Annotated in this window: 22 protein-coding genes; 17 read left to right on the top strand and 5 right to left on the bottom strand. The window is 66.7% G+C overall.

The window, feature by feature from the left end:
• Nucleotides 1-175: 175 nt before the first annotated feature.
• From Q0Q48_RS21280 to Q0Q48_RS21235, 10 genes are all read left to right on the top strand, one after another.
• The gene (locus Q0Q48_RS21280; protein WP_295142256.1) at nucleotides 176-1,399 is read left to right on the top strand and encodes a CmpA/NrtA family ABC transporter substrate-binding protein; all 1,224 of its coding nucleotides are present in this window, start codon (nucleotides 176-178) and stop codon (nucleotides 1,397-1,399) included.
• A complete protein-coding gene (locus tag Q0Q48_RS21275) occupies nucleotides 1,389-2,702 on the top strand; it encodes a CmpA/NrtA family ABC transporter substrate-binding protein (RefSeq protein ID WP_295142251.1) in 1,314 nt (437 codons plus the stop codon). Before Q0Q48_RS21280 ends, Q0Q48_RS21275 begins: the two co-directional genes overlap by 11 nt.
• Nucleotides 2,702-3,604: a nitrate ABC transporter permease gene (ntrB, locus tag Q0Q48_RS21270; RefSeq protein WP_295142249.1), complete on the top strand. Its 903-nt coding sequence runs from the start codon at nucleotides 2,702-2,704 to the stop codon at nucleotides 3,602-3,604. The genes Q0Q48_RS21275 and ntrB overlap by 1 nt, the downstream gene beginning before the upstream one ends.
• Before the next feature lie 11 nt (nucleotides 3,605-3,615).
• Nucleotides 3,616-4,422 carry an ABC transporter ATP-binding protein gene (locus Q0Q48_RS21265; RefSeq protein WP_295142246.1) on the top strand — a complete coding sequence of 269 codons (807 nt, stop codon included), beginning with the start codon at nucleotides 3,616-3,618 and terminating at the stop codon, nucleotides 4,420-4,422.
• A gap of 129 nt (nucleotides 4,423-4,551) precedes the next feature.
• A complete protein-coding gene (locus Q0Q48_RS21260) occupies nucleotides 4,552-6,336 on the top strand; it encodes a NirA family protein (protein WP_295142243.1) in 1,785 nt (594 codons plus the stop codon).
• Nucleotides 6,333-7,904, top strand: a complete 1,572-nt coding sequence (locus Q0Q48_RS21255; RefSeq protein WP_295142241.1) for a sulfite reductase subunit alpha — start codon at nucleotides 6,333-6,335, stop codon at nucleotides 7,902-7,904. Before Q0Q48_RS21260 ends, Q0Q48_RS21255 begins: the two co-directional genes overlap by 4 nt.
• 150 nt (nucleotides 7,905-8,054) lie before the next feature.
• Nucleotides 8,055-10,661 (top strand): nitrate reductase, encoded by a 2,607-nt coding sequence (locus Q0Q48_RS21250; RefSeq protein ID WP_295142237.1) that lies wholly within the window; start codon nucleotides 8,055-8,057, stop codon nucleotides 10,659-10,661.
• Nucleotides 10,661-12,067 carry a siroheme synthase CysG gene (gene cysG, locus Q0Q48_RS21245; RefSeq protein WP_295142234.1) on the top strand — a complete coding sequence of 469 codons (1,407 nt, stop codon included), beginning with the start codon at nucleotides 10,661-10,663 and terminating at the stop codon, nucleotides 12,065-12,067. The genes Q0Q48_RS21250 and cysG overlap by 1 nt, the downstream gene beginning before the upstream one ends.
• Nucleotides 12,068-12,109: 42 nt before the next feature.
• On the top strand, nucleotides 12,110-12,868 hold the full coding sequence (locus tag Q0Q48_RS21240; protein WP_295142231.1) for a DUF882 domain-containing protein: 759 nt from the start codon (nucleotides 12,110-12,112) through the stop codon (nucleotides 12,866-12,868).
• Nucleotides 12,869-12,872: 4 nt separating this feature from the next.
• Nucleotides 12,873-13,367, top strand: a complete 495-nt coding sequence (locus Q0Q48_RS21235) for an O-acetyl-ADP-ribose deacetylase (RefSeq protein WP_295142228.1) — start codon at nucleotides 12,873-12,875, stop codon at nucleotides 13,365-13,367.
• Between the two features lie 35 nt (nucleotides 13,368-13,402).
• Here the strand turns inward: Q0Q48_RS21235 and Q0Q48_RS21230 are convergent, their stop codons facing one another.
• Nucleotides 13,403-13,978, bottom strand: a complete 576-nt coding sequence (locus Q0Q48_RS21230; protein ID WP_295142226.1) for a DUF924 family protein — start codon at nucleotides 13,976-13,978, stop codon at nucleotides 13,403-13,405.
• 47 nt (nucleotides 13,979-14,025) lie between these two features.
• Here Q0Q48_RS21230 and Q0Q48_RS21225 point away from each other — a divergent pair, with 47 nt between their 5' ends.
• Entirely contained in the window at nucleotides 14,026-15,591 is a 1,566-nt protein-coding gene (locus Q0Q48_RS21225) for a sulfatase-like hydrolase/transferase (RefSeq protein ID WP_295142223.1), read from the top strand.
• 13 nt (nucleotides 15,592-15,604) lie between these two features.
• Nucleotides 15,605-16,612, top strand: coding sequence for a glutathione S-transferase N-terminal domain-containing protein (locus tag Q0Q48_RS21220; RefSeq protein WP_295142220.1), 1,008 nt, complete (start codon nucleotides 15,605-15,607; stop codon nucleotides 16,610-16,612).
• A 27-nt stretch (nucleotides 16,613-16,639) separates the two neighbouring features.
• On the opposite strand, the gene Q0Q48_RS21215 is transcribed toward Q0Q48_RS21220, so the two are convergent.
• Complete coding sequence (locus Q0Q48_RS21215; RefSeq protein WP_295142218.1) at nucleotides 16,640-17,404, bottom strand: glutathione S-transferase N-terminal domain-containing protein; 765 nt, start codon at nucleotides 17,402-17,404, stop codon at nucleotides 16,640-16,642.
• A 218-nt stretch (nucleotides 17,405-17,622) separates the two neighbouring features.
• Here Q0Q48_RS21215 and Q0Q48_RS21210 point away from each other — a divergent pair, with 218 nt between their 5' ends.
• The 3 genes from Q0Q48_RS21210 (at nucleotide 17,623) to Q0Q48_RS21200 (ending at nucleotide 20,114) form a co-directional block, all read left to right on the top strand.
• Nucleotides 17,623-18,609 (top strand): tripartite tricarboxylate transporter substrate binding protein, encoded by a 987-nt coding sequence (locus Q0Q48_RS21210; protein WP_295142215.1) that lies wholly within the window; start codon nucleotides 17,623-17,625, stop codon nucleotides 18,607-18,609.
• 140 nt (nucleotides 18,610-18,749) lie between these two features.
• Nucleotides 18,750-19,856 (top strand): hypothetical protein, encoded by a 1,107-nt coding sequence (locus Q0Q48_RS21205; RefSeq protein WP_295142212.1) that lies wholly within the window; start codon nucleotides 18,750-18,752, stop codon nucleotides 19,854-19,856.
• Nucleotides 19,857-19,934: 78 nt separating this feature from the next.
• On the top strand, nucleotides 19,935-20,114 hold the full coding sequence (locus Q0Q48_RS21200) for a hypothetical protein (RefSeq protein ID WP_295142209.1): 180 nt from the start codon (nucleotides 19,935-19,937) through the stop codon (nucleotides 20,112-20,114).
• Nucleotides 20,115-20,192: 78 nt separating this feature from the next.
• On the opposite strand, the gene Q0Q48_RS21195 is transcribed toward Q0Q48_RS21200, so the two are convergent.
• Genes Q0Q48_RS21195 through Q0Q48_RS21185 form a run of 3 tightly spaced genes read right to left on the bottom strand, consistent with a single transcriptional unit; the run spans nucleotide 20,193 to nucleotide 21,952 of the window.
• Nucleotides 20,193-21,089: a hypothetical protein gene (locus Q0Q48_RS21195; protein ID WP_295142207.1), complete on the bottom strand. Its 897-nt coding sequence runs from the start codon at nucleotides 21,087-21,089 to the stop codon at nucleotides 20,193-20,195.
• Complete coding sequence (locus Q0Q48_RS21190; protein ID WP_295142204.1) at nucleotides 21,086-21,490, bottom strand: phage holin family protein; 405 nt, start codon at nucleotides 21,488-21,490, stop codon at nucleotides 21,086-21,088. Before Q0Q48_RS21190 ends, Q0Q48_RS21195 begins: the two co-directional genes overlap by 4 nt.
• Before the next feature lie 9 nt (nucleotides 21,491-21,499).
• Complete coding sequence (locus tag Q0Q48_RS21185) at nucleotides 21,500-21,952, bottom strand: hypothetical protein (RefSeq protein WP_295142201.1); 453 nt, start codon at nucleotides 21,950-21,952, stop codon at nucleotides 21,500-21,502.
• Between the two features lie 41 nt (nucleotides 21,953-21,993).
• Between Q0Q48_RS21185 and Q0Q48_RS21180 the strand changes: the two genes are divergently transcribed.
• Together Q0Q48_RS21180 and Q0Q48_RS21175 are read left to right on the top strand one after the other, a co-directional pair.
• Nucleotides 21,994-22,125 (top strand): hypothetical protein, encoded by a 132-nt coding sequence (locus Q0Q48_RS21180; protein WP_295142199.1) that lies wholly within the window; start codon nucleotides 21,994-21,996, stop codon nucleotides 22,123-22,125.
• A gap of 65 nt (nucleotides 22,126-22,190) precedes the next feature.
• The gene (locus tag Q0Q48_RS21175; protein WP_295142197.1) at nucleotides 22,191-23,678 is read left to right on the top strand and encodes a glucan biosynthesis protein; all 1,488 of its coding nucleotides are present in this window, start codon (nucleotides 22,191-22,193) and stop codon (nucleotides 23,676-23,678) included.
• Nucleotides 23,679-23,687: the final 9 nt, after the last annotated feature.

Genomic DNA, 23,687 nt, shown 5'->3' with positions numbered 1-23,687 from the left:
GCGCTCGCAGCGGTTGGCACGCTTCCTGCTGCACTAACAGCGAGACGCCCAATGATGGGCGGCTCCTGAATTCTCGGGCAGGCCAATGGCGGTCTGCCTTTCCGGACAACGACGTCCCACGCGGTCGCGATCATGCGGCCGTTTGGGGCGTCTTTTTTTTTTGGAGTCGAGCGTCGTGGGACAAGTCGAGCGACCGAAGGTGACGGTGGGGTTCATTCCCCTTATCGACTGCGCGCCCTTGCTGTTCGCGGAGGTGCTGGGCCTCTACGAACGCCACGGGCTTGAGGTCGAACTGCGCCGAGAGGTTTCATGGTCGAACATCCGCGACAAGCTCGCGGTCGGGCTGCTCGACGCGGCTCACATGCTATCGCCCATGCCGCTGGCCACCACGCTCGGCATCGACAGCGTCAACGTTCCGATGATCGCGGCCATGACGCTGCATCTCAATGGCAACTCGATCACGCTCTCGAACGGGCTGTGGCGGGAGATCGGGGAAGCCGCCCCCGAATTCGCGGGTGACAACCTTCCGGCCGGCGCGCCGCTCGATGTGCGCGCGCTGGCTGCCGTCGTCGCGCGCCGCGCCCGGGACGGCCGGCCACCCGTCACGCTCGCGTCGGTCTTCACCTATTCCTCGCACAACCACCTGCTGCGCCTGTGGCTGGCCTCAGGAGGCATCGATCCCGACCGCGACGTGCGGCTCACCGTCGTGCCGCCGCCGCACATGGTGGCCCACCTCTCGGGCGGCACGATCGACGGCTACTGCGTGGGCGAGCCGTGGAACCAGCAGTCCGCCTCGCTCGGCATCGGCCGCATCGCCGCGTCCAGCCGCCAGATCTGGGACTCGATGCCGGAGAAGATGCTCGGCACGACCGAAGCCTGGGCGCAGCGCAATCCGAAGACGCTGATCGCGCTGGTGAAGGCCATCACCGAGGCCGGCGCCTGGCTCGACGAGCCGGCCAACCGGCCCGAGGCTGCGCGTATCCTCGCTTCGCCGCGGTTCCTCAACGTGCCGGCTGAAGTGATCGCGCGGTCGCTCAGCCTGCCGGACTTCCACATCTTCCATCGCCAGCTCGCCAACTTCCCGTGGCGCAGCCACGCCGACTGGTTCCTGTCGCAGATGGTCCGCTGGGGCCAGGTGGCGCCGCGCACCGACATGCGCGCCGTCGCCGACCGCGTGTTCCGCAGCGACATCTACCGCGCCGCCGCCAGCGAACTCGGCCTGCCGTGCCCGCTCTCCGACCGCAAGGTCGAGGGCGCCCATCCCGATCCCTGGATCATCCCGACCAACGGCGCGCCGGTGGCGATGGGCCCCGACAGTTTCCTCGACGGGTCGGTGTTCGACCCCAGCAAGAAGACGTCAGAGATCTACGAACAGCAGGAGAGCAGTCATGGAAAATAGGAACGGCCACAAGGGCCTGGGCCGGCGCCAGATTCTGAAGAATGCCGGCGCCGTGACGGCGACGGCTGCGCTGGTGAGCGCCGTGCGCGCCTCGTTCCCGGGCGGCGCCTTCGCCCAGGCCGCCGGACCCGAGACCAACAAGGTCACGCTGGGTTTCATCGCGCTGACCGACGCTTCTCCCCTGATCATCGCGAAGGAAAAGAAGCTGTTCGACAAATACGGCATCACCGAAGCCAACGTCGCCAAGCAGGCTTCGTGGGGCACCACCCGCGACAATCTCGTTCTGGGCGGTGGTTCCGGGGGCATCGATGGCGCCCACATCCTGACGCCAAAGCCCTACCAGATCAGCCTGGGAACCACGACGCCCGAGAACCGGCCGGTGCCGATGTATATCCTGGCGCGCCTCAACTACGACTGCCAGGGCCTCTCCGTTTCCAACGAGTTCAAGGGGCTGGGCGCCACCATCGACGCCAAGCCGCTCAAGGAGGCGTTCGCCAAGAAGAAGGCGGCCGGCAAGGAAGTGAAGTGCGCCATGACTTTCCCGGGCGGCACGCACGATCTCTGGATCCGCTACTGGCTCGCCGCTGCTGGCATCGATCCCGACAAGGACGTGTCGACCATCGTCGTGCCGCCGGCGCAGATGGTGGCCAACATGAAGGTCGGCAACATGGACGCGTTCTGCGTCGGCGAGCCGTGGAACGAACAGCTCGTGAATCAGGACATCGGCTTCACCGCCGCGATGACCGGCGAACTCTGGATGAACCACCCGGAGAAATCGCTCGGCATGCGTGCCGATTGGGTCGACAAGAATCCGAAGGCGGCGATGGCCGTGCTGATGGCGGTGCTGGAAGCCCAGCAGTGGTGCGACAAGATGGAGAACAAGCAGGAGCTAGCCAACATCATCGGCAAGCGCCAATGGTTCAATGTCCCGCCCGCCGACATCATCAACCGCATCAAGGGCGAATTCAATTACGGCGACGGACGCAAGGTCTCCAACTCCAATCAGCTGATGAAGTTCTGGAAGGGCGGCGTCTCCTACCCCTATCAGAGTCACGAACTGTGGTTCCTCACCGAGAACCAGCGCTGGGGCAAGCTGCCGATGGACCTCGACACGAAGGCGATCATCGCCAAGGTCAATCGCGAGGATCTGTGGCGGACGGCGGCCAAGAACATCGGCGCCGCCGAATCCGACGTGCCCAAGACGACGTCGCGCGGCAAGGAAACCTTCTTCGACGGCAAGGTGTTCGATCCCGAGGATCCGAAGGGCTATCTCGCCAGCCTTCAGATCAAGAAGGTGGCGTGATGCAGGCGTTGGCAAAGACGGGCGTATCGGTCGCCAACGCGGTACCGGTGCCGGAATCCTCTGCGGAGATCGTTGCCTTCCGGCCGCCGGTACGGCCGGCACTGGATCGCCTCATGGATGTGCTGAAGCACGTGGCGAGCGTCGTCTTGCCGCCGCTCGTCGTGCTTTCGATCACCTTGTTCGTCTGGCAGCTCCTCTGCTCGGAGCCGGGCGCCCACCTGCCACCGCCAACCAAGGTGGTGGCCGATGCCTGGGACTTCATTGCCGATCCGTTCTACGACAATGGCGGCATCGACAAGGGCGCCTTCTGGCAGATCTCCAAGAGCCTGGGACGCGTCGCGATCGGCTTCAGCCTCGCCGCCGTCGTCGGCATCGCACTGGGCGTGCTGGTCGGCCAGAGTACCTGGGCGATGCGCGGCCTCGATCCGATCTTCCAGGTGCTGCGCACCGTGCCGCCGCTCGCCTGGCTGCCGCTGTCGCTGGCGGGCTTTCGCCACGCCGACCCATCGGCCCTGTTCGTGATCTTCATCACCTCGATCTGGCCGATCATCATCAACACGTCGGTGGGTGTGCGGAACATCCCGCAGGACTATCGCAACGTCGCGGCGGTGATTCGGCTCTCCTGGTGGGAGGTGTTCTACAAAATCACGTTGCCTGCGACCGTGCCCTACATTTTCACCGGATTGCGCATCGGTGTGGGCCTGAGCTGGCTCGCCATCGTGGCGGCCGAGATGCTGATTGGCGGCGTCGGCATCGGCTTCTTCATCTGGGACGCGTGGAACAGCTCGCGCATCTCCGACATCATCGTGGCCCTGGTCTACATCGGCATCGTCGGCTTCCTGCTCGACAAGCTGATTGCCACGATCGGTCACTTCGTCTCGCACGGCGTCTCGGCGCAGTAGGAGCACAGGCCATGACCACACAACCCTACCTCAAGTTCGACCAGATCGGGATGAGCTTTCGCCGCGGCCAGATGGCGACGGAGGTGCTGCGGGACGTGAACCTGCGAATCGAGCGGGGCGAGTTCGTCTCGCTGATTGGCCACTCGGGCTGCGGCAAGTCGACCTTGCTCAACATCCTGGGCGGCCTCTTGAAGTCGACCAGCGGCGAGGTGTTCCTCGAAGGCGAGGTGGTCGACGCGCCGGGCCCCGACCGGGCCATCGTGTTCCAAAACCACTCGCTGCTGCCGTGGCTCACCGTCTACGGCAACATCGCGATTGCCGTCGACAAGGTGTTCGGGTCGTCGAAGAACAAGGCGGAGCGCCACGACTGGGTGATGCACAATCTCGAGCTGGTGCAGATGGCCCAGGCCAGGGACAAGCGGCCGCACGAAGTGTCGGGCGGCATGAAGCAGAGAGTCGGCATCGCCCGGGCCCTCGCCATGCAGCCCAAGGTGCTGCTGATGGACGAGCCGTTCGGCGCGCTCGACGCACTGACCCGCGCCCATCTGCAGGACAGCGTCATGGAGATCCACGCGCGCCTCGGCAACACGGTGATGATGATCACCCACGACGTCGACGAGGCGGTGCTGCTGTCGGATCGCGTGGTGATGATGACCAACGGTCCCGCCGCCACCATCGGCGAGATCCTGCCCATCAATCTGTCGCGGCCGCGCCGCCGGCTCGAACTCGCGACCGACGCCGAATATGCGCGCTGCCGTGCCGCGGTGCTCGAGTTCCTCTACGCACGCCACCGGGTGCCTGCCCGTGCGGCGGCCTAGTTCTTCTCCGCCGTCAACGAGGGAGGTGGCGTCGTCATACGACGACGGAGAGGGCATGCATTGCGCGACGCGCCTGACCCCTCCGTCGGCCTATGAGGCCGACACCTCCCCATCTGAATGGGGAGGTACATGAGCGAGGAATTCGACGACGCTCAGAAGCAATGGCTGCAGGGTTTCGTCAGCGGCATCGAGGCGCGCAAGGCGGCCGACAAACTGACGGCTCGCACGTCCGGGGCGCCGGTTGGCGAGCCGATCGGTCCCGACGCCCTGCAGCAGGCCGCCCAGGACCGTGCCATGGCCGCGGGCGGCAAGCTCGTGGCCGAGGAGACGGCCAAGCGTGCGCGCCATCCGCTCGATCGCTGGGACGACCTGGTGGGCCGTGCCGAGGCCGGGCAGTTCCCCAAGGGCATGGACGTCTTCCTCACCAAGTATCACGGGCTCTTCTACGTTGCGCCGGCCGAGAACTCTTTCATGTGCCGGCTGCGCATTCCCAACGGCATCCTGAACGCCTGGCAGATGCGTGGGCTCGCCGACGCGGCGGAGGCCTTCGGCGGCGGCTATGCCGACGTGACGACCCGCGCTAACCTGCAGATCCGTGAAATTCCGGCGCGCCATGCCGTCGACCTGTTGCTTGCCGTGCAGGATCTCGGACTGACGGCGCGCGGCTCGGGCGCCGACAATATCCGCAACATCACCGGCAGCCCGACCGCCGGCATCGACCGCCAGGAACTCTACGACACGCGGCCGCTGTGCCGTGCCATGCATCACTACATCCTCAATCATCGCGAGATGTACGGCCTGCCGCGCAAGTTCAACATTGCCTTCGACGGCGGCGGGCGCGTGCCGGTGCTGGAGGACACCAACGATATCGGCTTCGTCGCGACCGAGGTGACGGGCGGCGAAGGCTTCGAGCCCGGCATCTATTTTCGCCTGCAGCTCGGCGGCATCACCGGCCATCTCGACTTCGCCTTCGAGACCGGGGTCCTGCTGAAGCCGGAAGAATGCGTGCCGGTGGCCGGCGCGGTCGTGCGAGCCTTCGCGATCCACGGCGACCGCACCAACCGGCAGAAGGCGAGGCTGAAATACGTGATTGACCGCATGGGGCGTGACGCCTTCGTGGCCGCGGTCGAGAAGGAACATGGCGCGAAGCTGCGCCGGGCTGCCGGCGCGCAGGTGACCGCCCGGGTGCTGGCCGACAAGCACGGCCATATCGGCGTGCATCGCCAGAAGCAGCCGGGCCTCAACTATCTCGGCCTCGTGCTGCCGGTGGGCCGTGTGACGTCGGAGCAGATGTGCGGCATCGCCGAGATCGCGCAGCGCTTCGGCAGCGGCACGATCCGCCTCACCGTGTGGCAGAATCTCCTGATCTCCGACGTGGCGGATCGCGACATCGGGGTCTGCGTCGCGGCCATCGCCGCCCTCGGCCTCGGCGTCGAGGCGAGCGCCATCCGGCGCGGCCTGGTGGCCTGCACTGGCAATGCCGGCTGCAAGTTCGCGGCCGCGAACACCAAGGGCCATGCGCTGAAGCTCGCGGACTATCTCGAGGTGCGGCTCGACATCGACACGCCCATCAACATCCACCTGACAGGCTGCCATCATTCCTGCGCCCAGCACTATATCGGCGACATCGGCCTGATCGCGGCCAAGGTCGAACGCGGCGAAGACAGCGTCGAGGGCTACCATGTCTTCATCGGCGGCGGCGCGGCTTCGACGGCCGAGCAGGCGATGGCCCGGGAGTATGCAACCTCGATTGCCTTCGACGAACTGCCGCCGCTTCTCGAAAGGCTGCTTGGAGCCTATCTGGCGCATCGCCAGGGGCCGGCCGAATCGTTTTTCGAATTCTGCCGCCGCCACGAGATTCCGGTTCTGCGCGAGTTGGCGGAGCGTGCCCCTGTTTCGGCGCTGGCGGCATGAACGCAATCTCGCCGATCCCGCAGATCATCCCGGAGAACGCGCCGTTCTCGACGGAACAGCGCGCCTGGCTGAACGGCTTCTTTGCCGCCTATCTCGGCGTGAGCGGCGGCGGTGCGGACGAGGGGCTGTCGGAGCCCGCCGAGCCCGAGGATTTCCCCTGGCACGATGCCGCTCTGTCGCTCACGGAGCGGCTGGATCTCGCAAAGGACAGCAAGCCCGAACGGCAGCTCATGGCTGCAATGGCCCAACTCGATTGCGGCCAGTGCGGCTATCTCTGCCAGACCTATGCCGAGGCGGTGTGGTCCGGCGCCGAGGCCGACACGGGCCGCTGCGTGCCGGGCGGCAAGGAGACGCAGCGCAAGGTGAAGGAGCTGGTCGCCGCACTGGAGCCGATGCGGGACGGTCCGGCCGTGGCCGCGCCGGCGGTGAGGGCCGCCGGTCCGGTGGGCTTCTCACGCGATCGGCCGGCCCTCGCCACGCTTGTCGACGCCCATCCCCTGAACCGTCCGGGTTCGGAGAAAGACGTGCGGCACGTCGTGCTCGACCTCTCGGCAAGTGACATCACCTACGAAGCCGGTGACAGTCTCGGCGTCTTCGCCCGCAAGAACCCGCAGCTGGTGCAGGCGGTGCTCGATCGCCTCGGCGCAACGGGCGAGGAGATGGTGGGGATCGATCACGAGGCATTGCCGCTACGGCAGGCGTTGCTCAGCAAGGTCGACATCGCGCGGCCAAGCGACGAATGCATGCTGTTCCTGGCGAGTCGCGCCTTCGACGGCGAAGAGGCGCTCAAGCTCCAGGCGCTGGCGTCGGGCGAGGGACCGCCCGAACTGGCGGAGGCTGACCTGCTCGACCTGTTGCAGGCCTTTCCCTCGGTCTCGCCCTCTCTGCCGGGCCTGTTGAAGTCGCTCGACCGGCTGCAGCCGCGGCTCTACTCGATCGCCTCGTCGCCCAAGGCGCATCCGGGGGAAGTCCATCTCACCGTGTCGGCCGTGCGCTGGGACACCAACGATCGCACCCGCACCGGTATCGGTTCGTGCTATCTCGCTGACTTCGCCAAGCCTGGCGATGTCATTCCGGTGTTCGTGCAGAAGGCCCACGGCTTCGCGCCGCCCGCCGACGATATGGCGCCCGCCATCATGGTCGGGCCGGGCACCGGCATCGCGCCGTTCCGCGCCTTCCTGGAGGAGCGCGACGCGCGCGGCGCGAAGGGGAAGAACTGGCTGTTCTTCGGCGATCAGAAGCGCGGGACGGATTTCCTCTACGAGGACCAGATCGTGGACTGGCAGCGCCGGGGCGTGCTGTCGCGCCTGGACCTTGCCTTCTCACGCGACCAGGTCGAGAAAATCTACGTTCAGACCCGCATGCGCGAGAACGCCGCCGAACTCTGGGCGTGGTTCGAGCAGGGCGCACACTTCTATGTCTGCGGCGACGCCAAGCGCATGGCCAAGGACGTCGAGACGGCACTGCTCGATATTGCGGCCCGTGAGGGCGGCAAGAGCGCGGCCGAGGCAAAAGCCTGGCTTGACGGCCTTGCAAAGGCCGGCCGGTATCAGCGCGATGTCTACTAGCGGCGGTCGCCCTGAAATTGAATCCCTCATCCTGAGGAGCCGTGCGCAGCACGGCGTCTCGAAGGATGGGCAAAGGACGTGGTGCGCGTGCCCACCCTTCGAGACGCACTCCTGCGGACTGCTCCTCAGGGTGAGGTTGTGGATGTCGTCATGACGACCGGCGTCCGCTCGACCTGCCCTTACTGCGGTGTCGGATGCGGCATCGTTGCGACGCCGGACGGGAAGGGCGGCGCTGCCGTCGAAGGCGACCATGACCATCCCGCCAATCAGGGGCGGCTGTGCTCGAAAGGCGCGGCGCTGGGCGAGACCTTGTCGCTCGAGGATCGCCTGCTGCATCCCGAGATCGATGGCCAGCGCGTCTCCTGGGAGGTCGCGCTCGATACTGTGGCGGAGGGCTTGCGGCAAACGATCGAGGCGCACGGGCCCGAGGCCGTTGCCTTCTATGTTTCCGGCCAGTTGCTGACCGAGGACTACTACGCCGCCAACAAGCTGATCAAAGGCTTCCTCGGCACCGCCAACATCGACACCAATTCGCGCCTCTGCATGGCCTCGTCGGTGGCCGGTCACAAGCGCGCCTTCGGCAGCGACACGGTGCCCGGCCTCTACGAGGATTTCGAGCGGGCCGATCTCGTGGTGCTGGTCGGCAGCAATCTTGCCTGGTGCCATCCCGTGCTGTTCCAGCGGCTGGAGGCGGCCCGGCGCGTGCGGCCCTCGATGAAGGTCGTGGTCGTCGATCCGCGCCGCACGGAGACCTGCGACATCGCCGATCTTCATCTCGCCCTGAAGCCCGGCAGCGACGTGGCGCTGTTCAATGTGCTGCTGGCCAGCCTCGCGGAACGGGGCATGGCCGATCGTCGTTTCGTGGAACAGCACACGTCGGGCCTGGGCGACGCCCTTGACGCGGCGCGTGCAACGGATGCCGCTGCCTGTGGCCTGCCGCCGGCCGACCTCGCCACCTTCCTCGACTTGTTCGCCCGGACCGAGAAGGTCGTGACGCTCTATTCCCAGGGTGTGAACCAGTCGAGCGCCGGCGTCGACAAGGTGAACGCGCTGATCAACTGCCACCTGCTGACCGGCCGCATCGGCCGGCCGGGCATGGGACCTTTCTCCATCACCGGGCAGCCTAACGCGATGGGCGGCCGCGAGGTCGGCGCGCTTTCCAATGCGCTCGCCGCCCACATGGATTTCGGCCCGGTCGAGATCGATAGGGTCGCCCGCTTCTGGGGGGCCCCGCACATGGCGACGAAGCCCGGCTTGAAGGCGGTCGACCTGTTCGAGGCCGTGCGCGCCGGGCGCATCAAGGCGGTGTGGATCATGGCGACCAATCCGGTCGCCAGCCTTCCCGATGCCGATGCCGTGCGCGAGGCTTTGCGCGGATGCGAACTCTCCATCGTCTCCGAGGCGATCCGTGCCAGCGACACGGTCGACACCTGCCGCATCCGCTTGCCGGCGCTCGCCTGGGCCGAGAAGGACGGCACGGTGACCAACTCCGAACGCGGTATCTCGCGGCAACGGCCTTTCCTGCCGCCGCCAGGCGAAGCGAAGCAGGACTGGTGGATCCTCGCCGAGGTCGCGCGACGCCTGGGTCATGGCGAAGCCTTCGCATGGCGGGGTGTCGCCGACATCTTTCGCGAGCACGCGGCTCTTTCCGGATTCGAGAATGCGGGCACGCGCGACTTCGACATCGGCGCCTGCGCCTCGATCGACGATGCGGCCTACCAAGCCTTGCAGCCGTTCGTCTGGGGGCGCGCGGCCGACAGACGCTTCTTCGGCGACGGTGCCTTCTTCCACGCCGACCGTCGCGCTCGCTTCATTGCCACGATGCCGCGTGCGCCGGTGAATGCACCCGATGAAGAGCGGCCGCTGATCCTCAACACCGGCCGCGTGCGCGACCAATGGCATACGATGACGCGTACCGGGAAGTCGGTGCGCCTCGCCGGTCATCGCCCGGAGCCCATGATCGAGGTGCATCCACGCGATGCCTCGGTGCGAGGCCTTGTCGACGGCGACATCGCCGAAGTGAGGAGCGGCTGGGGGCGTGGCGTTCTGCGTGTCCATGTGACCGATTCGGTAAGTCTCGGCCAGGCCTTTGCGCCGATGCACTGGACGGCCCAGCTGAGTCGCGCGGGTCGAATCAATGCTGCGGTGAATCCCGCGGTCGACCCCCTTTCCGGTCAGCCGGAGCTGAAACATACGCCGGTCGAAATCCGTCGGGTTGATATGCATTGGCATGGCACGATTCTCGCTCGTCGCCCGATCATGCTGCCGGAGATTTCTTACTGGGTGCGAATCAGGGGCGCCGGCTATCACGCCTACGTCGTTGCCGGCGACCAGCCTTTCGCGGTTGCACAACGAACGTTGTCCGCAGCTGTGCGGACGACCAACCCTGGCCCATGGCTCGACGGTGACAACGGAGTCGGCGCGGTCGTCAGCGATGGCCGGGTCGAAGCTGTGATGGCGTTGGGGTCGACGTACCAGGCCGACGCACGAGATCGCTTCGCGCCGTTCATGGCGCTGAATCGCCTCACGACGGAGCAGCGCGACGCGTTGCTGCACGGCGGCACGGACATGCATCGCGGCGGCGAACTCTGCGCCTGTTTCGGCATATCCTGTGGCGCCGTCGAGGCAGCCATCGCCGATGGCGCAACCTCGCTCGCGGCGATCGGCGCGACCACGCAGGCCGGGACGAATTGCGGTTCCTGCCGTCCCGAGATCCGCGCACTGCTGCGTGCGGCGCGCCACGTGAGGGCCGCCTAATGCAGACCTTCCCGCTCTTCCTGTCGCTGCAGGGCCGCCGTGCGCTGGTCGTCGGTGGCGCCGATGCGGCCGCGCGCAAGGCGGAACTGCTGCTCAAGGCCGGCGCGCAGGTCTCGCTCATCGCCGAGACAGTCGATGGCGAGGTGGCCCAGTTCATCGCCGAGGGACGGGTCTCCTGGGCCGGTCGCTCGTTCGACGAAAGCGACCTCGAAGGCATGTCGCTGGTCATCGTGGCTTCGGAGGACGAGTCGATCGAGGCGCGCGTGTCCGCGGCCGCGCAGCGGCGCTGTGTTCCGGTCAACGTCGTCGACCGCCCCGCTTTGTCGAGCTTCATCATGCCGGCGATCATCGACCGCTCGCCGATCACCATCGCGGTCTCGACCGGCGGCACCGCGCCGGCGCTTGCGCGCCGCATCCGCGCCGAGATCGAACGCAGCCTGCCGGCGGCGCTGGGACGGTTGGCGCGCTTCGCCGAGATTTTTCGTGAACAGGTCCGCCGCACCCTCGTCGTGCCGCGGGCGCGGCGCCGCTTCTGGGATCGCGTGTTCGAAGGCCAGGTCGGTGAACTCGCCCTCGCCGGCGACGAGATCGGCGCGCGCCGCGAGCTGATTCGCCTGCTCGACAGTGCGCGCAGCGAGAGTCCAGCGGCCGGCATGGTCCATCTCGTGGGTGCCGGACCGGGCGATCCCGATCTTCTCACCCTCAAGGCGCATCGCCTACTGCAGCGCGCCGACGTCCTGGTCTACGACCGGCTGGTTTCGGACGAGATCCTGTCGCTGGCGCGCCGCGATGCCGAGCGTGTCTATGTCGGCAAGCGCCGGGCGAATCATTGCGTGCCGCAGCCGGAAATCAACGATCGACTCGTGGCGCTGGCCCGCGCGGGCAAGAGCGTGGTGCGGCTTAAAGGCGGCGACCCGTTCGTGTTCGGCCGGGGCGGCGAGGAGGTCGAAGCGCTGGTCAAGGCGGGTGTGGCCGTCGAGGTGGTGCCGGGGGTCACGGCCGCCCTGGGGTGCGCCTCGAGCGCGGGGATTCCGCTCACCCATCGCGACCATGCCCAGGCCTGTGTGCTGGTCACAGGCCACCTGAAGAACGGCACGGTCGATCTCGACTGGAAGATGCTCTCCCGCCCGCGGCAGACCGTCGTCATCTACATGGGAGCGGGGGCACTCCCTCAGATCGCTTCACAGCTCGTGTCGCACGGCCTTCCGGCCTCTACTCCCGTGGCATTGATCGAAAACGGCACGACTGACCGCGAACGGCGCATCATCGGCACCCTGGCCACCATCGATCGGCAGGCGCAGCGGGCGTTCCTGAACGGACCGACTCTTTGCATGGTGGGTGAGGTGGTCGGGCTGGCCGTGAGCCGGGAACAGGAATTTAACTTTGAGTCGAGAATGGGTCTCTGATAAAGGTGTCTGTGACAAAAATGCAACAACACCGGGGCAGGGATGCGTAGTTTTGTACTGAGCCTGGCGACACTGTTGGCATTTGCCGGCACCGGCTTCGCCCAAACCAATACGGGGGCTTCGACCGCCCCCAAGGTCAAGACCGCCGCTACCGCGACTACGAAGACCGCAGCCACCGCTACCACGAAGAAGACGACCGCGGCACCCGCCAAATCGGCGAACGTGCAGAAGGTTGCAGCCCAGCAGAAGAAGGTACCGCCCGCCACGAAGCAGAAGATGCTTGCGTCCCGCTACGGCGGCTTCGCGCCAGCTGCCGCCCTGGCCGCGCCGGTTCCGACGCCCGATCTCGACCTGTCCAGCCCGCGCAGCCTGAGCCTCGTGAATTTCAACACCAAGGAAGAGCTGACGGTCACCTACTGGTCGAACGGCTCCTATCACCGCAGCGCTCTGGACCAGCTCAACCAGTTCCTGCGCGACAGCCGCGACGCCGGCACGACCGAGATGGACCCGCTGCTGTTCGATGTGCTGTGGCACACCGCCCGTATCTCCGGCTACGACGGCCAGATCGAGGTCCTCTCGGCCTTCCGCTCGGCCGAGAGCAATGCCTGGCTGGCCAGCGTCAGCCGCGGCGTGGCGCGCGACAGCCAGCACATCAACGGCAACGCCATGGACATCCGCTTCCCGGGCGTCCCGGTGTTCCGCATCCGCCAGGCTGCGCGTTCGCTCAACATGGGCGGCGTCGGCTTCTACCCGCGCTCCGGCTTCGTTCACATCGACACCGGTCCGGTCCGCTACTGGTAAAAAGATGAGCCGCATCGACATCGTCGAGGGCGACATCACGCGCCTCGACGTCGATGCCATCGTCAACGCCGCCAACGAGAGCCTGCTGGGCGGAGGTGGCGTCGACGGCGCGATCCACCGCGCTGCCGGGCCGGAACTCCTGGCCGAATGCCGCACCCTGGGCGGTTGCCCCACCGGCGAAGCCAGGATCACCAGCGGTTACCGCCTCAAGGCACGACGCGTCATTCACACAGTCGGTCCGGTCTGGCGCGGCGGCACGCAGGGCGAGCCCGAACTGCTGGCCCGCTGCTATCGCAATTCGCTGGCGCTGGCGGTCGTGGAAGGGCTCGAAAGCATGGCCTTTCCCGCCATCTCGACCGGCATCTACGGCTACCCGAAGGAAGCCGCGGCCGAGATCGCGGTCCGCGAGGTCCGCCTGATCGGCATGCCCGAGCGCGTGATCTTCTGTTGCTTCGACACCGCGACCGCTGACTTCTATCGCGAGATCCTGGGCGGATAAGAGAGAGTATCCGTCGTCCCGGCCGGAGGGCGCAGCTACTGCCCATACCGGTTTGCGTTCTTCAGATATTCGAGCTCCTCGGCCGTGGTGTTGCGGCCCAGTACCTCGTTGCGGTGGGGGAAGCGGCCGAAGCGGGCGACGACGTCGCGATGTTCGTGGGCCGACTTGATGTTGTCCTCGCCGCCGATCGTCTCGAACAGGGCGCAGGCGAATTGCTGGTCGGCGAGATGCTCGCTGTGACCGAACGGCATGTAGAAGAACAGCCGCATGTCGACGGGGAACACCGACGGATAGAAGCGCGCCAGCGCGTAGCGCGCGATATCGATGGCCTTGGCGTCGCCGGCGAAAGCCCGCGCCGTCTTGCGGAAACAATTCCGGGTGAACTGGTCGCAGAGCAGGATCAGCGCCAGCGCGCCCTCCGGGGAATCCTTCCAGGCATCGAGCTCACCCGCGATCGCCCGTTCGATCGCGGCGCCGAAGCGGCCGACGGTCTCCACATCGAATTCCGGCGTGCTCCGCCACCAGATGTCGCGCGGCTTGCCGTGATCGGGATGGCCGAGCGGCAGGAACCAGAAATCGATGATGTCGCGGATGGACGGCGCCTGTGTCATGCGGCTTAGTTAGACAGGGCATTCAGAACCCGTCGAGAGAGGAAACCGTGGGCAAGGTCAAAAACGTTTTGTTCATCATGTGCGACCAGCTGCGCGCGGACCATCTGTCCTGCGCCGGCCATCCGCACCTCGAGACGCCGGCGATCGACGCGCTGGCGGCGCGTGGCGTGCGCTTCCCGCGGGCCTATGTACAGTCCGGTGTTTGCGGCCCGAGCCGCATGAGCTTCTACACCGGCCGCTACGTGTCGAGCCACGGCGCCACCTGGAACCGCGTGCCGCTCTCCCTGCGCGAAAAGACACTGGGCGAGTTCCTGTCGGCCGCCGGAATCCGTGTGGCGCTGGCCGGCAAGACCCACGTCCTGCCCGATCTCGAGGGGCTGGAGCGATTCGGCATCGAAGGCGGCTCCGCTCTTGAAGCGCTGATGCGTGCCGGACGCTTCGAGGAGCTGGACCGCTATGATGGCCATTCGCCGCCCGGCGCGGAGAGCGGCTATGCCGATTACCTGCGGCGGCACGGCTATGTCTCCGACGATCCGTGGAGCGACTTCGTGATCGCGGCCGACGGGCCCGGCGGCGAAAAAGCCTCGGGCTGGTTCATGCGCAACGTCCACCTGCCGGCGCGCGTGAAGGAGGAGCATTCCGAGACCGCCTACATGACGCGCGAGGCGATGCGCTTCATCGACGAGATGGGCGACAAGCCCTGGTGCCTGCACCTCAGCTACGTGAAGCCGCACTGGCCCTACATGGCGCCGGCGCCCTACCACAACATGTACGGCGCCGCCGACATGCTGCCGCTGAACCGCGACGAGCAGGAGCGCGTGAACGAGCATCCCGTGCTGGCGGCCTATCGCGAGATGGAGGAGTCAGTCTCGTTCAGCCGGCCCGAGGCGCCGGGAATCGTGCGGCCGGCCTATATGGGCCTGATCCGCCAGCTCGACGACTGGCTCGGCCGCCTGTTCGCGCATATGGAGCGTGCCGGCCGGCTCGACGACACGCTGATCATCTTCACCGCCGACCATGGCGACTTCCTGGGCGACCACTGGCTGGGCGAAAAGGAGATGTTCTACGAGGAGGCATATCGCGTTCCCTTCATCGTGGTCGATCCCGATCCCGAAGCCGACCTGACGCGCGGCACGGTCGACGAGCGTTTCGTCGAGGCGATCGACGTCGTGCCGACCATCCTCGAAACGCTCGGCCTGCCGCCGCAGGATCACCTGCTGGAGGGCCGCTCGCTGCTGCCACTGCTGCGCCGGATCCATCTCGACACCTGGCGCGACGCAGTCTTCTCGGAACTCGATTATTCCTTCCGCGAGGCGCGCACGATCCTCGGTCGCAAGCCCAACGAGTGCCGCGCCATCATGGTCCGCACCGACCGGTGGAAGTACGTCTGGTGGCAGGGCTATCGGCCGATGTTGTTCGACCTCCTCAACGATCCGAAGGAACGTCGAGACCTCGGCGCCGACCTGACCTATGCGCCGATCTTCCGCGAGATGGAGGATCGGTTGAACGCCTGGGCCAAGGCGCGCAAGAGCCGCGTTACCGTCGACGACGCCTATGTCGCGGCGCGCACGGCCAAGCATCGCCAGCACGGCATTTTCTTCGGACAGTGGTGAGATGAGCGGCGACATGAGCACGAACCCCTACATCCTCCACGGCTTCGGTCCCTCGCCCTACTCGGTGAAGATGCGCGCGATCCTGCGCTATCGCCGGCTGCCCTTTATCTGGAAGGCCGTGGGCTGGCCGCGCGATGTCGCGGTCGCTGCCGGCCTGCCGCCGGTGATTCCGGCGCTGACGTTTCCCGATGGCACGGTGATGAACGATTCGACGCCGCTCGCTCATGCACTCGAACGCGCTCATCCCGGTCGGCGCTCGATCGTGCCGGACGATCCGGCGCATGCCTGGCTCAGCGACCTTGTGGAGGATTTTGGCGACGAATGGGTCACCAAGATCATGTTCCACTATCGCTGGTACTATGCGCCCGACCGGAAATTCGCGCAGGACTGGGTTATCACCTCGCGCAATCCGCAGATGCCTGAAGCCGAGCGGCGCGCGGCGATGCAGGCGTTCAACGACCGCCAGGTGGGCCGCATGGCAATGGTTGGCTGCACCGACGGCAACCGGCCCGTCATCGAGGACAGCTACCGTTTCATCCTCGATGCGCTCGACGCTCACGTCCGCAAGAGCGAGTACCTGTTCGGCTCGCGGCCGTCGCTGGCCGACTTCGGCCTGTTCGGCCAGCTGCAGATCCTGTCAGTCGATCCAACGCCGATGATGGAAATGCGGGAGCGCGCGCCCGACGTCTATTGCTGGCTGCTGCGGCTCGACGATGCCTCCGGCGTCGATGGGCAATGGCTGCCGGCCGATGCACCCTTGCCGGACGGCGTGACCGCACTGCTGAAGCATTGCGGCGTGACCTACCTGCCGTTCCTCGCCGCCAACCGCGCGGCGCTGGAGAGCGGCGCACCGTCGGTCGATCTCGACATCCTCGGCCGGCCGTGGAGCCAGGCGCCGTTCCGCTACCAGGCCAAGTGCTACGACGCGTTGCGCAAGAAGCTGGCGGCGCTGCCGGCCGACGTGCGCCGGCGGCTCGATCCCGTGCTCGACTCGGCGGGCTGCCTGCGCTGGCTCGAATAGCTCTTGCCTTCGAGTTGCGGAAGCCGATCAGAACTCCATCGGGTCGCGGAAGTGCGCCTTGAAGATGCGGTCGCGGTGTTCGACCAGGATCGGGTCGAGAGCCGAGACGATCTGCGGATCGGTGGCGGTGAAGGCCGGCCGTGAGGATTCGCGTATCGGACACTGCGCGGCGGGCAGCGGTAGCAGCATGCTCATGACCGACGTCCAGTAGATGTCGACGCAGCTCAGCGCCTCGCCGACGAAATAGGAAACACCGCGCGCCTGCTGCGCGCGAAGCTGTGTCGCGAGCCCGTGCAGGGTGGTGGCGATACGCGTGCCCGCCGCCGCGGCGTCGTCGGCATCGAAGCCGTATTTGTCGATCAGCGGCGCCATGCGCGTGCCCATGCCGGCCTGCACGGCCATCGAGAACATCTGCAGACGGCGGTTCCAGGCGATGCCGCGCTCGCCCAGGATCTCGTGGCCGAGGCCGATGGCCAGTGCCCGCTGCAGCGGATCGGCGGGGAGCAGGGCAGGCGCCGGCGCGAGACGCTCCGCCAGCAGCAGGATGTCCAGCCAGCGGTTGAGCGGCGGGCCGTCGCGCCAGGCGACGACGGGGGCGCTGTTCTGGCCCGACCAGGCGACGATCTCCTCGTTGGCGCCGCCGACATCGAGTGGGGCGGCGGCATAATCGAGCCCCTTGATCTCGAGGATCGTCTTGGCGGCCTGGCTCCACGGACTCGGCGCGCCGCGCACCAGCACGATGCGCAATCCGTCGTGGGCGACGATCTCGGCGGGAGTCGTGTAGGCGAGCATGGGCATCTCCTCTCGCTTCGATCTTTGCGGTCACACAACGGCGCCGCCAGCGAACATTTCGATTGCGGAGGACAAGAATTCTCATCCCCGTTGGGTGTCACGACCCGCTGAGCGACCTTGCGACCCGCAGCGCGAGCCGCCGACGCCGGATTGCGTGACGCTCCTCAGGCCGGCTGTTAGCGTTTGCGCGCACACAAGAAACGTCGTTCGGAGGAATCGTGCCCCAGTTCAAGACCAGCCGCCGCGCCCTGTTGGCCGGCGCCGCCGCCACCCTCGCCGCGCCGGGCCTCGTCCGCGCGCAGGACGCCTTTCCGAACAAGCAGATCAAGTTCATCGTGCCCTACACGCCGGCCGGCGCGACCGACAACATCTCGCGCATCGTCATGGCCAAGGTCTCGGAGATGCTCGGCCAGCAGGTGCTGATCGACAACCGGGCCGGTGGCGGTGGCACGATCGGTACCGACGCGCTCGCCAAGGCGGCGCCCGACGGTTACACGATCGGCCTGATCACCATTTCGATGTTCTGCATGGCGCCCGCGCTCTACAGCAAGCTGCCCTACGATCCGGTGAAGGACTTCTCGCCGATGGCCGGCATGTCGGTCTGGCCGAACATGCTGGTGGTCCATCCCAGCATTCCCGCGAAGACCGTGCCGGAGCTGATCGCCCTGCTGAAGGCCAATCCCGGCAAGTACAACATGGCGTCCTCGGGCTCAGGGACCACGATCCACCTGGCCGGAGAGATGTTCAAGCAGCTGACCGGCACCGACATGGTGCACGTGCCCTACAAGGGCAGCGCCGGCGCGATGCAGGACCTGATCGCTGGCAACGTGCACATCATGTTCGACAACATGCCGAGCTGCTGGCCGCACGTGCAGGCAGGCAAGCTGCGGGCGCTGGGCGTCACCAGCCGCGAGCGCAACAAGGCCGCGCCCGACGTGCCGGCGATCATCGAGTTCGTGCCCAACTATGTGGTCGAGGTCTGGATGGGCTTCGGCGGGCCGGCCGACGTGCCGCAGCCGATCGTCGACAAGCTGGCCGCCGTCGGCACCAAGGCGCTCGAGGATCCCGACGTGAAGGCGAAGTTCGCGGCCCTGGGCAGCGACCCCTGGCCGATGGCGCCCAAGGGCCTGCAGGACCGCATCGTCAGCGAGATCGCGGTCTGGGCGCCGATCGTCAAGGCGAGCGGCGCCAAGGTGGACGGCTGAGGCCGACCCGACCGGATATCGAACCGGCGCGCCGTGCTCCGTTCGGGAGGACGGCCGTCGCGGCGCTCTTCCTTCTTGGTGCCGTTCCGGCCCTTGGTTTCTGGGCCGCTGTCACCTGGGCGTCGTCGGTGCTGGGCGCGATGGCGTTTCTCGCCGTCTGGTTCCTGGTGATGCTGGGGGCGGCGCCGCGGCTCAGGAATGCCTTGCTTCTCCTGTTCACGCTTGCTGCCGGCATCCTTGGATGCGAGCTCCTGCTGCGCACCGATGCGATGAACCGCTTCGTCGAGGAGCGCGACCTTGCCGACTTCCGGCAGGGGCTGGTGGAAACGCAGGACCCATTGTTCGCGCCCGACCCGGCGCTCGCGTTCCGGCCACTGCCGGACCGGCGGGCGCGGGCGAGCTCGGTCAAGAACGGCCGCACGATCTACGACGTCGTCTACACGACCGACGCCAACGGCTTTCGGGCGCTGCCATCCGGTCCGTCCGGCGCAAGCGATACGCCGGTCCTGATCCTGGGCGACTCCTTCGCCTTTGGCGCGGGCCTTCCCGACGACCAGACCCTGGCCTGGTACCTGCGTGAACAGTCCGGCGGCGCGCTGCAGCCGGTGACTCTCGCCGTGAAGGGCTACGGTCTCAACCAGGTGCTGCGCCAGCTCGAGATCGGCGAGCCGCGCAAGGCCGGCCGCGCGAAGTTTCCCTGGGCGGTGGTGTCGGTGGTCGACGACCACGTGCTGCGCGTGGCCGGCCGGCTCCAATGGCTGCACGACAGTCCGCGCTACGTCGTGGAACCCGACGGCCGGCTGGTGGCGCGAGGCACCTGGGTCGAGCCGTCGGCCTTCGTCGAATCGCTGCTCGTGGGGTCGCGGCTGTTCGCTCTCGGCCGGAAGGCAATGGCGGTCGACGAGGCGAAGGAACGGCGCCTCTTCGTGCGCATCCTGCGCGAGATCGAGGCGAAGCTCGCGGCCGATTACGGCGCGCGGCTCATGGTCCTCTACTATTCGGGCGAGACCTGGCGCGGCGATCTCTCGGGCTGGCGCGAGACGATGGTGCCGCTGCTCTGCGCCTCCGGTGTTCCCGTTCTCGATGTCAATGCGCTGCTGTCCCGGCCGCCGCAGCCGGTCGACCGCTTCTATATGCAGGACGACGGCCACCCGACGGCACTGCTGAACCGGACGATCGCCTCGGCATTGATCGAGGATTTCGGACGCGGCGCGGTCCAACGCGGCGATCTTCGCTGCAGCCGGTGATGCCTGGTCCGTGCGGGTTCTCGGACCCGCGGCTGAAGAAGGTTCGGACTCTGCGGCCGAAGACCTGTACAAGGAGCAATGAGCAACGAAGCGTTCGGCAAGCACATGGTGTGGACGGTGGACCCGCGCACCCAGTCTGAAATCGGTATCGGCTATTCCAGCCTGATGGAAGCCCAGGCGGAGGCCTCGAAACTGGAACAGGTAGGCTACAAGATCCTGCGGATCAGCCCGATGACGCTACCCAAGCCCAACTCCTAACGACGGCCAACGCCTTCGGTCGCGTACGAAACAAAAAGGCCGCCCCCTTCTGGGCGGCCTTCCTTTTGGCGGACTTGGTTACACGGACCGGGAAGACGACGTCGGCACCATCGTGTCGACCAGCTTGCCGGCCATGTCGCCGACCCGCTCGCCGAGATGCGCAGGGGCGAGTTGCTCGGTGACCGTATCCTTCGCGGTTTCGAGGACGTCGCGTCCCTTGTCGATCGCCTCGGCGCCGACTTTGCCCAAGACGTTGCGCTCGGCCTGCGAGACAGGCAGCGCGGCGCCGAAGATTGCACCCAAGGCGGTGCCGATCGCAGCAACCAGGATCGGTTGTTCTTCCAGGAGTTTCGACACGGTCTGCTTCGTATCAGCGGCAAGGCGTGTCGCATCCTGCTTGAGATGCTGGGCGGCATCCTGCCCCTCATGGACGAGTCGCTGCGCCTGATCGACCTGTTCGCCGGCACGGCCGCGCAGATCCTCCGCAGTGCCGCGCAGCGAGTCGGCAGTAGCGGCGGCGGTCTCCTTGACGGAGTTCGCAGTGTCGGTCGCCAGGCCCGTCACCTTGTCGGCCATGTCTGAAACCTTGTGGCTCGCCTGACCTGCCAGCGACTTCGCGGTATCGGCTGCCGTGCCCGCCGCGCTTTTGACGCCGCTTGCCGCGGCGACCGCGGCGTCCGCGCTCGCCGAACTGGCCGCGCGGATCGCACTGGAAGCAGACGACATCACGTCCGAGCCGGTCGTCCTGGTCAGCATCATGGTGAGTCCTGCGCCGATCAGAAGGGCGGCGCCGGGATTGCTGCGCGCGGAATCGGCCAGGCTCTTCACCAAAGTGAGGCTGCTGTCGCGCAGTACCCCGACAAGCTCCGCCGACAGGGCCTGACTGGTCATGCCGTCACGGAGCTGGCCGAGCGTGTTGGACAGGCCGGCGCGCTGGGCCTCGGCCTCGCGCTGGAGTTGGGCGCTTTCTCTCATGTCAGGGTCTCCTTTGCCATGCGTGCGTCGTTTTGCAGGGACGTGATGGTACGGGTCGGAGTCGGATCGATGGCGCCGATCGTCCTCTTGCCGGCAAGCAGCACGACGATGCCGCCCAGGGCGGAGCCGCCGGCTACGATTAGGATGGCGAACGCCGGAGCGACCCCACTCTCGATCAGGGCCGCGACGACCGCCTGCAGGACCAGGATGACCGCCGCGATCAGGAACACCGTGCCCAGCAGCATCATGACGATGCCGCTAACGACACTGGCCTTGAGCGCCTCCACCTTTTCGCCCAACTCGACCCGAGCAAGCCGAATTTCGGTCTGGATCAGGTCGGCGCTGCGACCCAGGGCATCGGTCACCAGGGTGACCACGCCCGGCCTTTCTGTGGTGTTCATTCGAAGCTCCTAAACGTCGATGCGGCCAGCACTGGGCTCACTCGCCCGCGGTCCCGCCGGCTCCGTCGAGGCGCCCATGCCGGCTCTGACGATGCGGGCGAGCGCGAAGCCCACGATGGCAGACCCGGCAAGCAGGGCGAGCGGCTGGCGCTTTCCGAACTCGGTGGCCATGGTCAGCAGCTCGCCGGCCGACTTGTCTCGCAGGTCGTCAGCCAGGCGGTCGATGCGCTGCCCGGTCAAACGCACATAGTCGGCCACCGCCGGCGACTGCTCCTGCAGCGAGCCGGCGAGCGTGGCCGCAGTCTTGCCCAGTGCGGAAACAGCAGCCGCGCCGCTCTCCGCGGATCGGCCGGCCAGTTCATCGGCCTTGCCGCTTAGCGCGGTTTTGATTTCCGAAACGGCCGCGCCGAGGTCCGGCTTCGTGCCTCTGGATTCGTCGGTATGGGTCGTGGTGTCGGGCATGGTGTGTTCTCCCTCGACAATCTCGTCTCCGGCGGTACGCCGTGATGATCGCGGCCTGCCAACGTGCGCTTGCCCGTTTTCGTTCCGCCATGATCGAGCGCAGGGCGATCATGTATCGTGGCGAACGCAACCTGCGTCCCTTTCGCGGCTTCGCGCCTTTGAACCTCATGTAGAGCGGGCAACCGTCCGGTTCCTCGCTGCGTTGCGGCATGACCTTGTTGTCGGATGAGGAGTTGCCGTGGTCCGTTTGGTTGCGTTGCTTGTCATGCTCGTGGGAGCCAGCCTTTCGACGGCTCACGCCAGCGATTTCTTCGACAAGCTGATCGACCGGGCACGCTTGTCGGCGACGCAGCCTTTTGCGAAAGAGGCACCGGTGCCGGATACCGCAAAGCTGGGCTACGACGCCTATCGCGGCATCCGCTTCCGGCCGGACTCGATCCTGTGGCGCGACAAGAAAAGCAGGTTCCACGTCGAGTTCTTTCCGACCGGCTTCCTCTACCAGACGCCCGTCAAGATGTACGTGATCCATCGAAGCGGTCCGGAAACGGAGGGCGCGGTGAGGGCGCTCTCGCCCTCCCCGGAGATGTTCGACTTCGGCACTGCCGAGCCGCCCGCGAATGTCGGCTTCGCGGGCTTCAAGGTCACGCATCCCCTGAACGGCCTGAAGTTCGACGAGATCGTTTCGTTCCTGGGCGCCAGCTACTTCCGACCGATCGGCAAGGGCCACGTCTATGGCGCGTCGGCGCGCGGGCTGGCGATCGACACCGCCCAGCCGCGTTCGGAGGAGTTCCCCGAGTTTCGCGAATTCTGGCTGGTCGAGCCGGCACCCGGCGACAGGTCGATGACGATCTACGCACTTCTCGAATCGCCGGGCTCAAGCGGCGCCTATGCCTTCGTCGTGACGCCGGGCGAGCGCACCACGGTCGACGTCGATGCGCGCCTCTTCATGCGACATGGCGTTTCGATGCTGGGCATCGCGCCGCTCACCAGCATGTTCCTTTCCGGCAAGTCCGGCCCGTGGCGCGACGACTTCAGGCCCGAGGTGCACGATTCCGACGGGCTAGCGCTCCTGACCGGTGGAGGCGAACGGATCTGGAGGCCCCTGGCCAATCCCGGTTCGCTGCAGGTATCGTCATTCGTCGACAACAATCCGCGCGGCTTCGGGCTGCAGCAGCGGGAGCGTGACTTCAACCGCTATCAGGACGGTGTCGCGAAGTACGAGACACGTCCCAGCCTCTGGGTGGAGCCCAAGGGCGACTGGGGCGAGGGCGAGGTCCGTCTTGTCGAGATTCCGACGCCGTCCGAATATCACGACAATATCGTGGCCTTTTGGGTCTCACGCTGGCCGGTCGAGAAGGGTGCGGCGCTGGCATACCGATATCGCCTTTCGGCCTTGGGTGACGAAGCGGCGCTGGCACCCGAAGCGCGCGTCGTCGCAACACGGCAGGCATCCGTCGACGGCAACAACAAGGTCCGTCGCCTCGTCGTCGAGTTCGAGGGCGACACTTTGGCCAGGCTACCGGAGCAACGGGTGGTCGAGTCCAACGTAGAGGTGAACGGCGGCAAGCTGTTGCGGGCCGAGATCGACCGGATTCCCGGCTCCGCCAACCGGCGCCTCTTCCTCGACGTGGAGCCCGAGAGCCGCCGTGCGGCTGACATTCGCGCCTTCCTTACCGTGGGCGGCAAACGGTTGAGCGAGACTTTCAGCATCCAGCTTCGACCCTGATCTCTTTTG

The sequence above is a fragment of the uncultured Reyranella sp. genome, assembly GCF_945957355.1.
Taxonomy (GTDB): Bacteria; Pseudomonadota; Alphaproteobacteria; order Reyranellales; family Reyranellaceae; genus Reyranella.
Note: the sequence above shows the minus strand (reverse complement) of the source record. Positions and strands in the feature narration are given on the sequence as shown.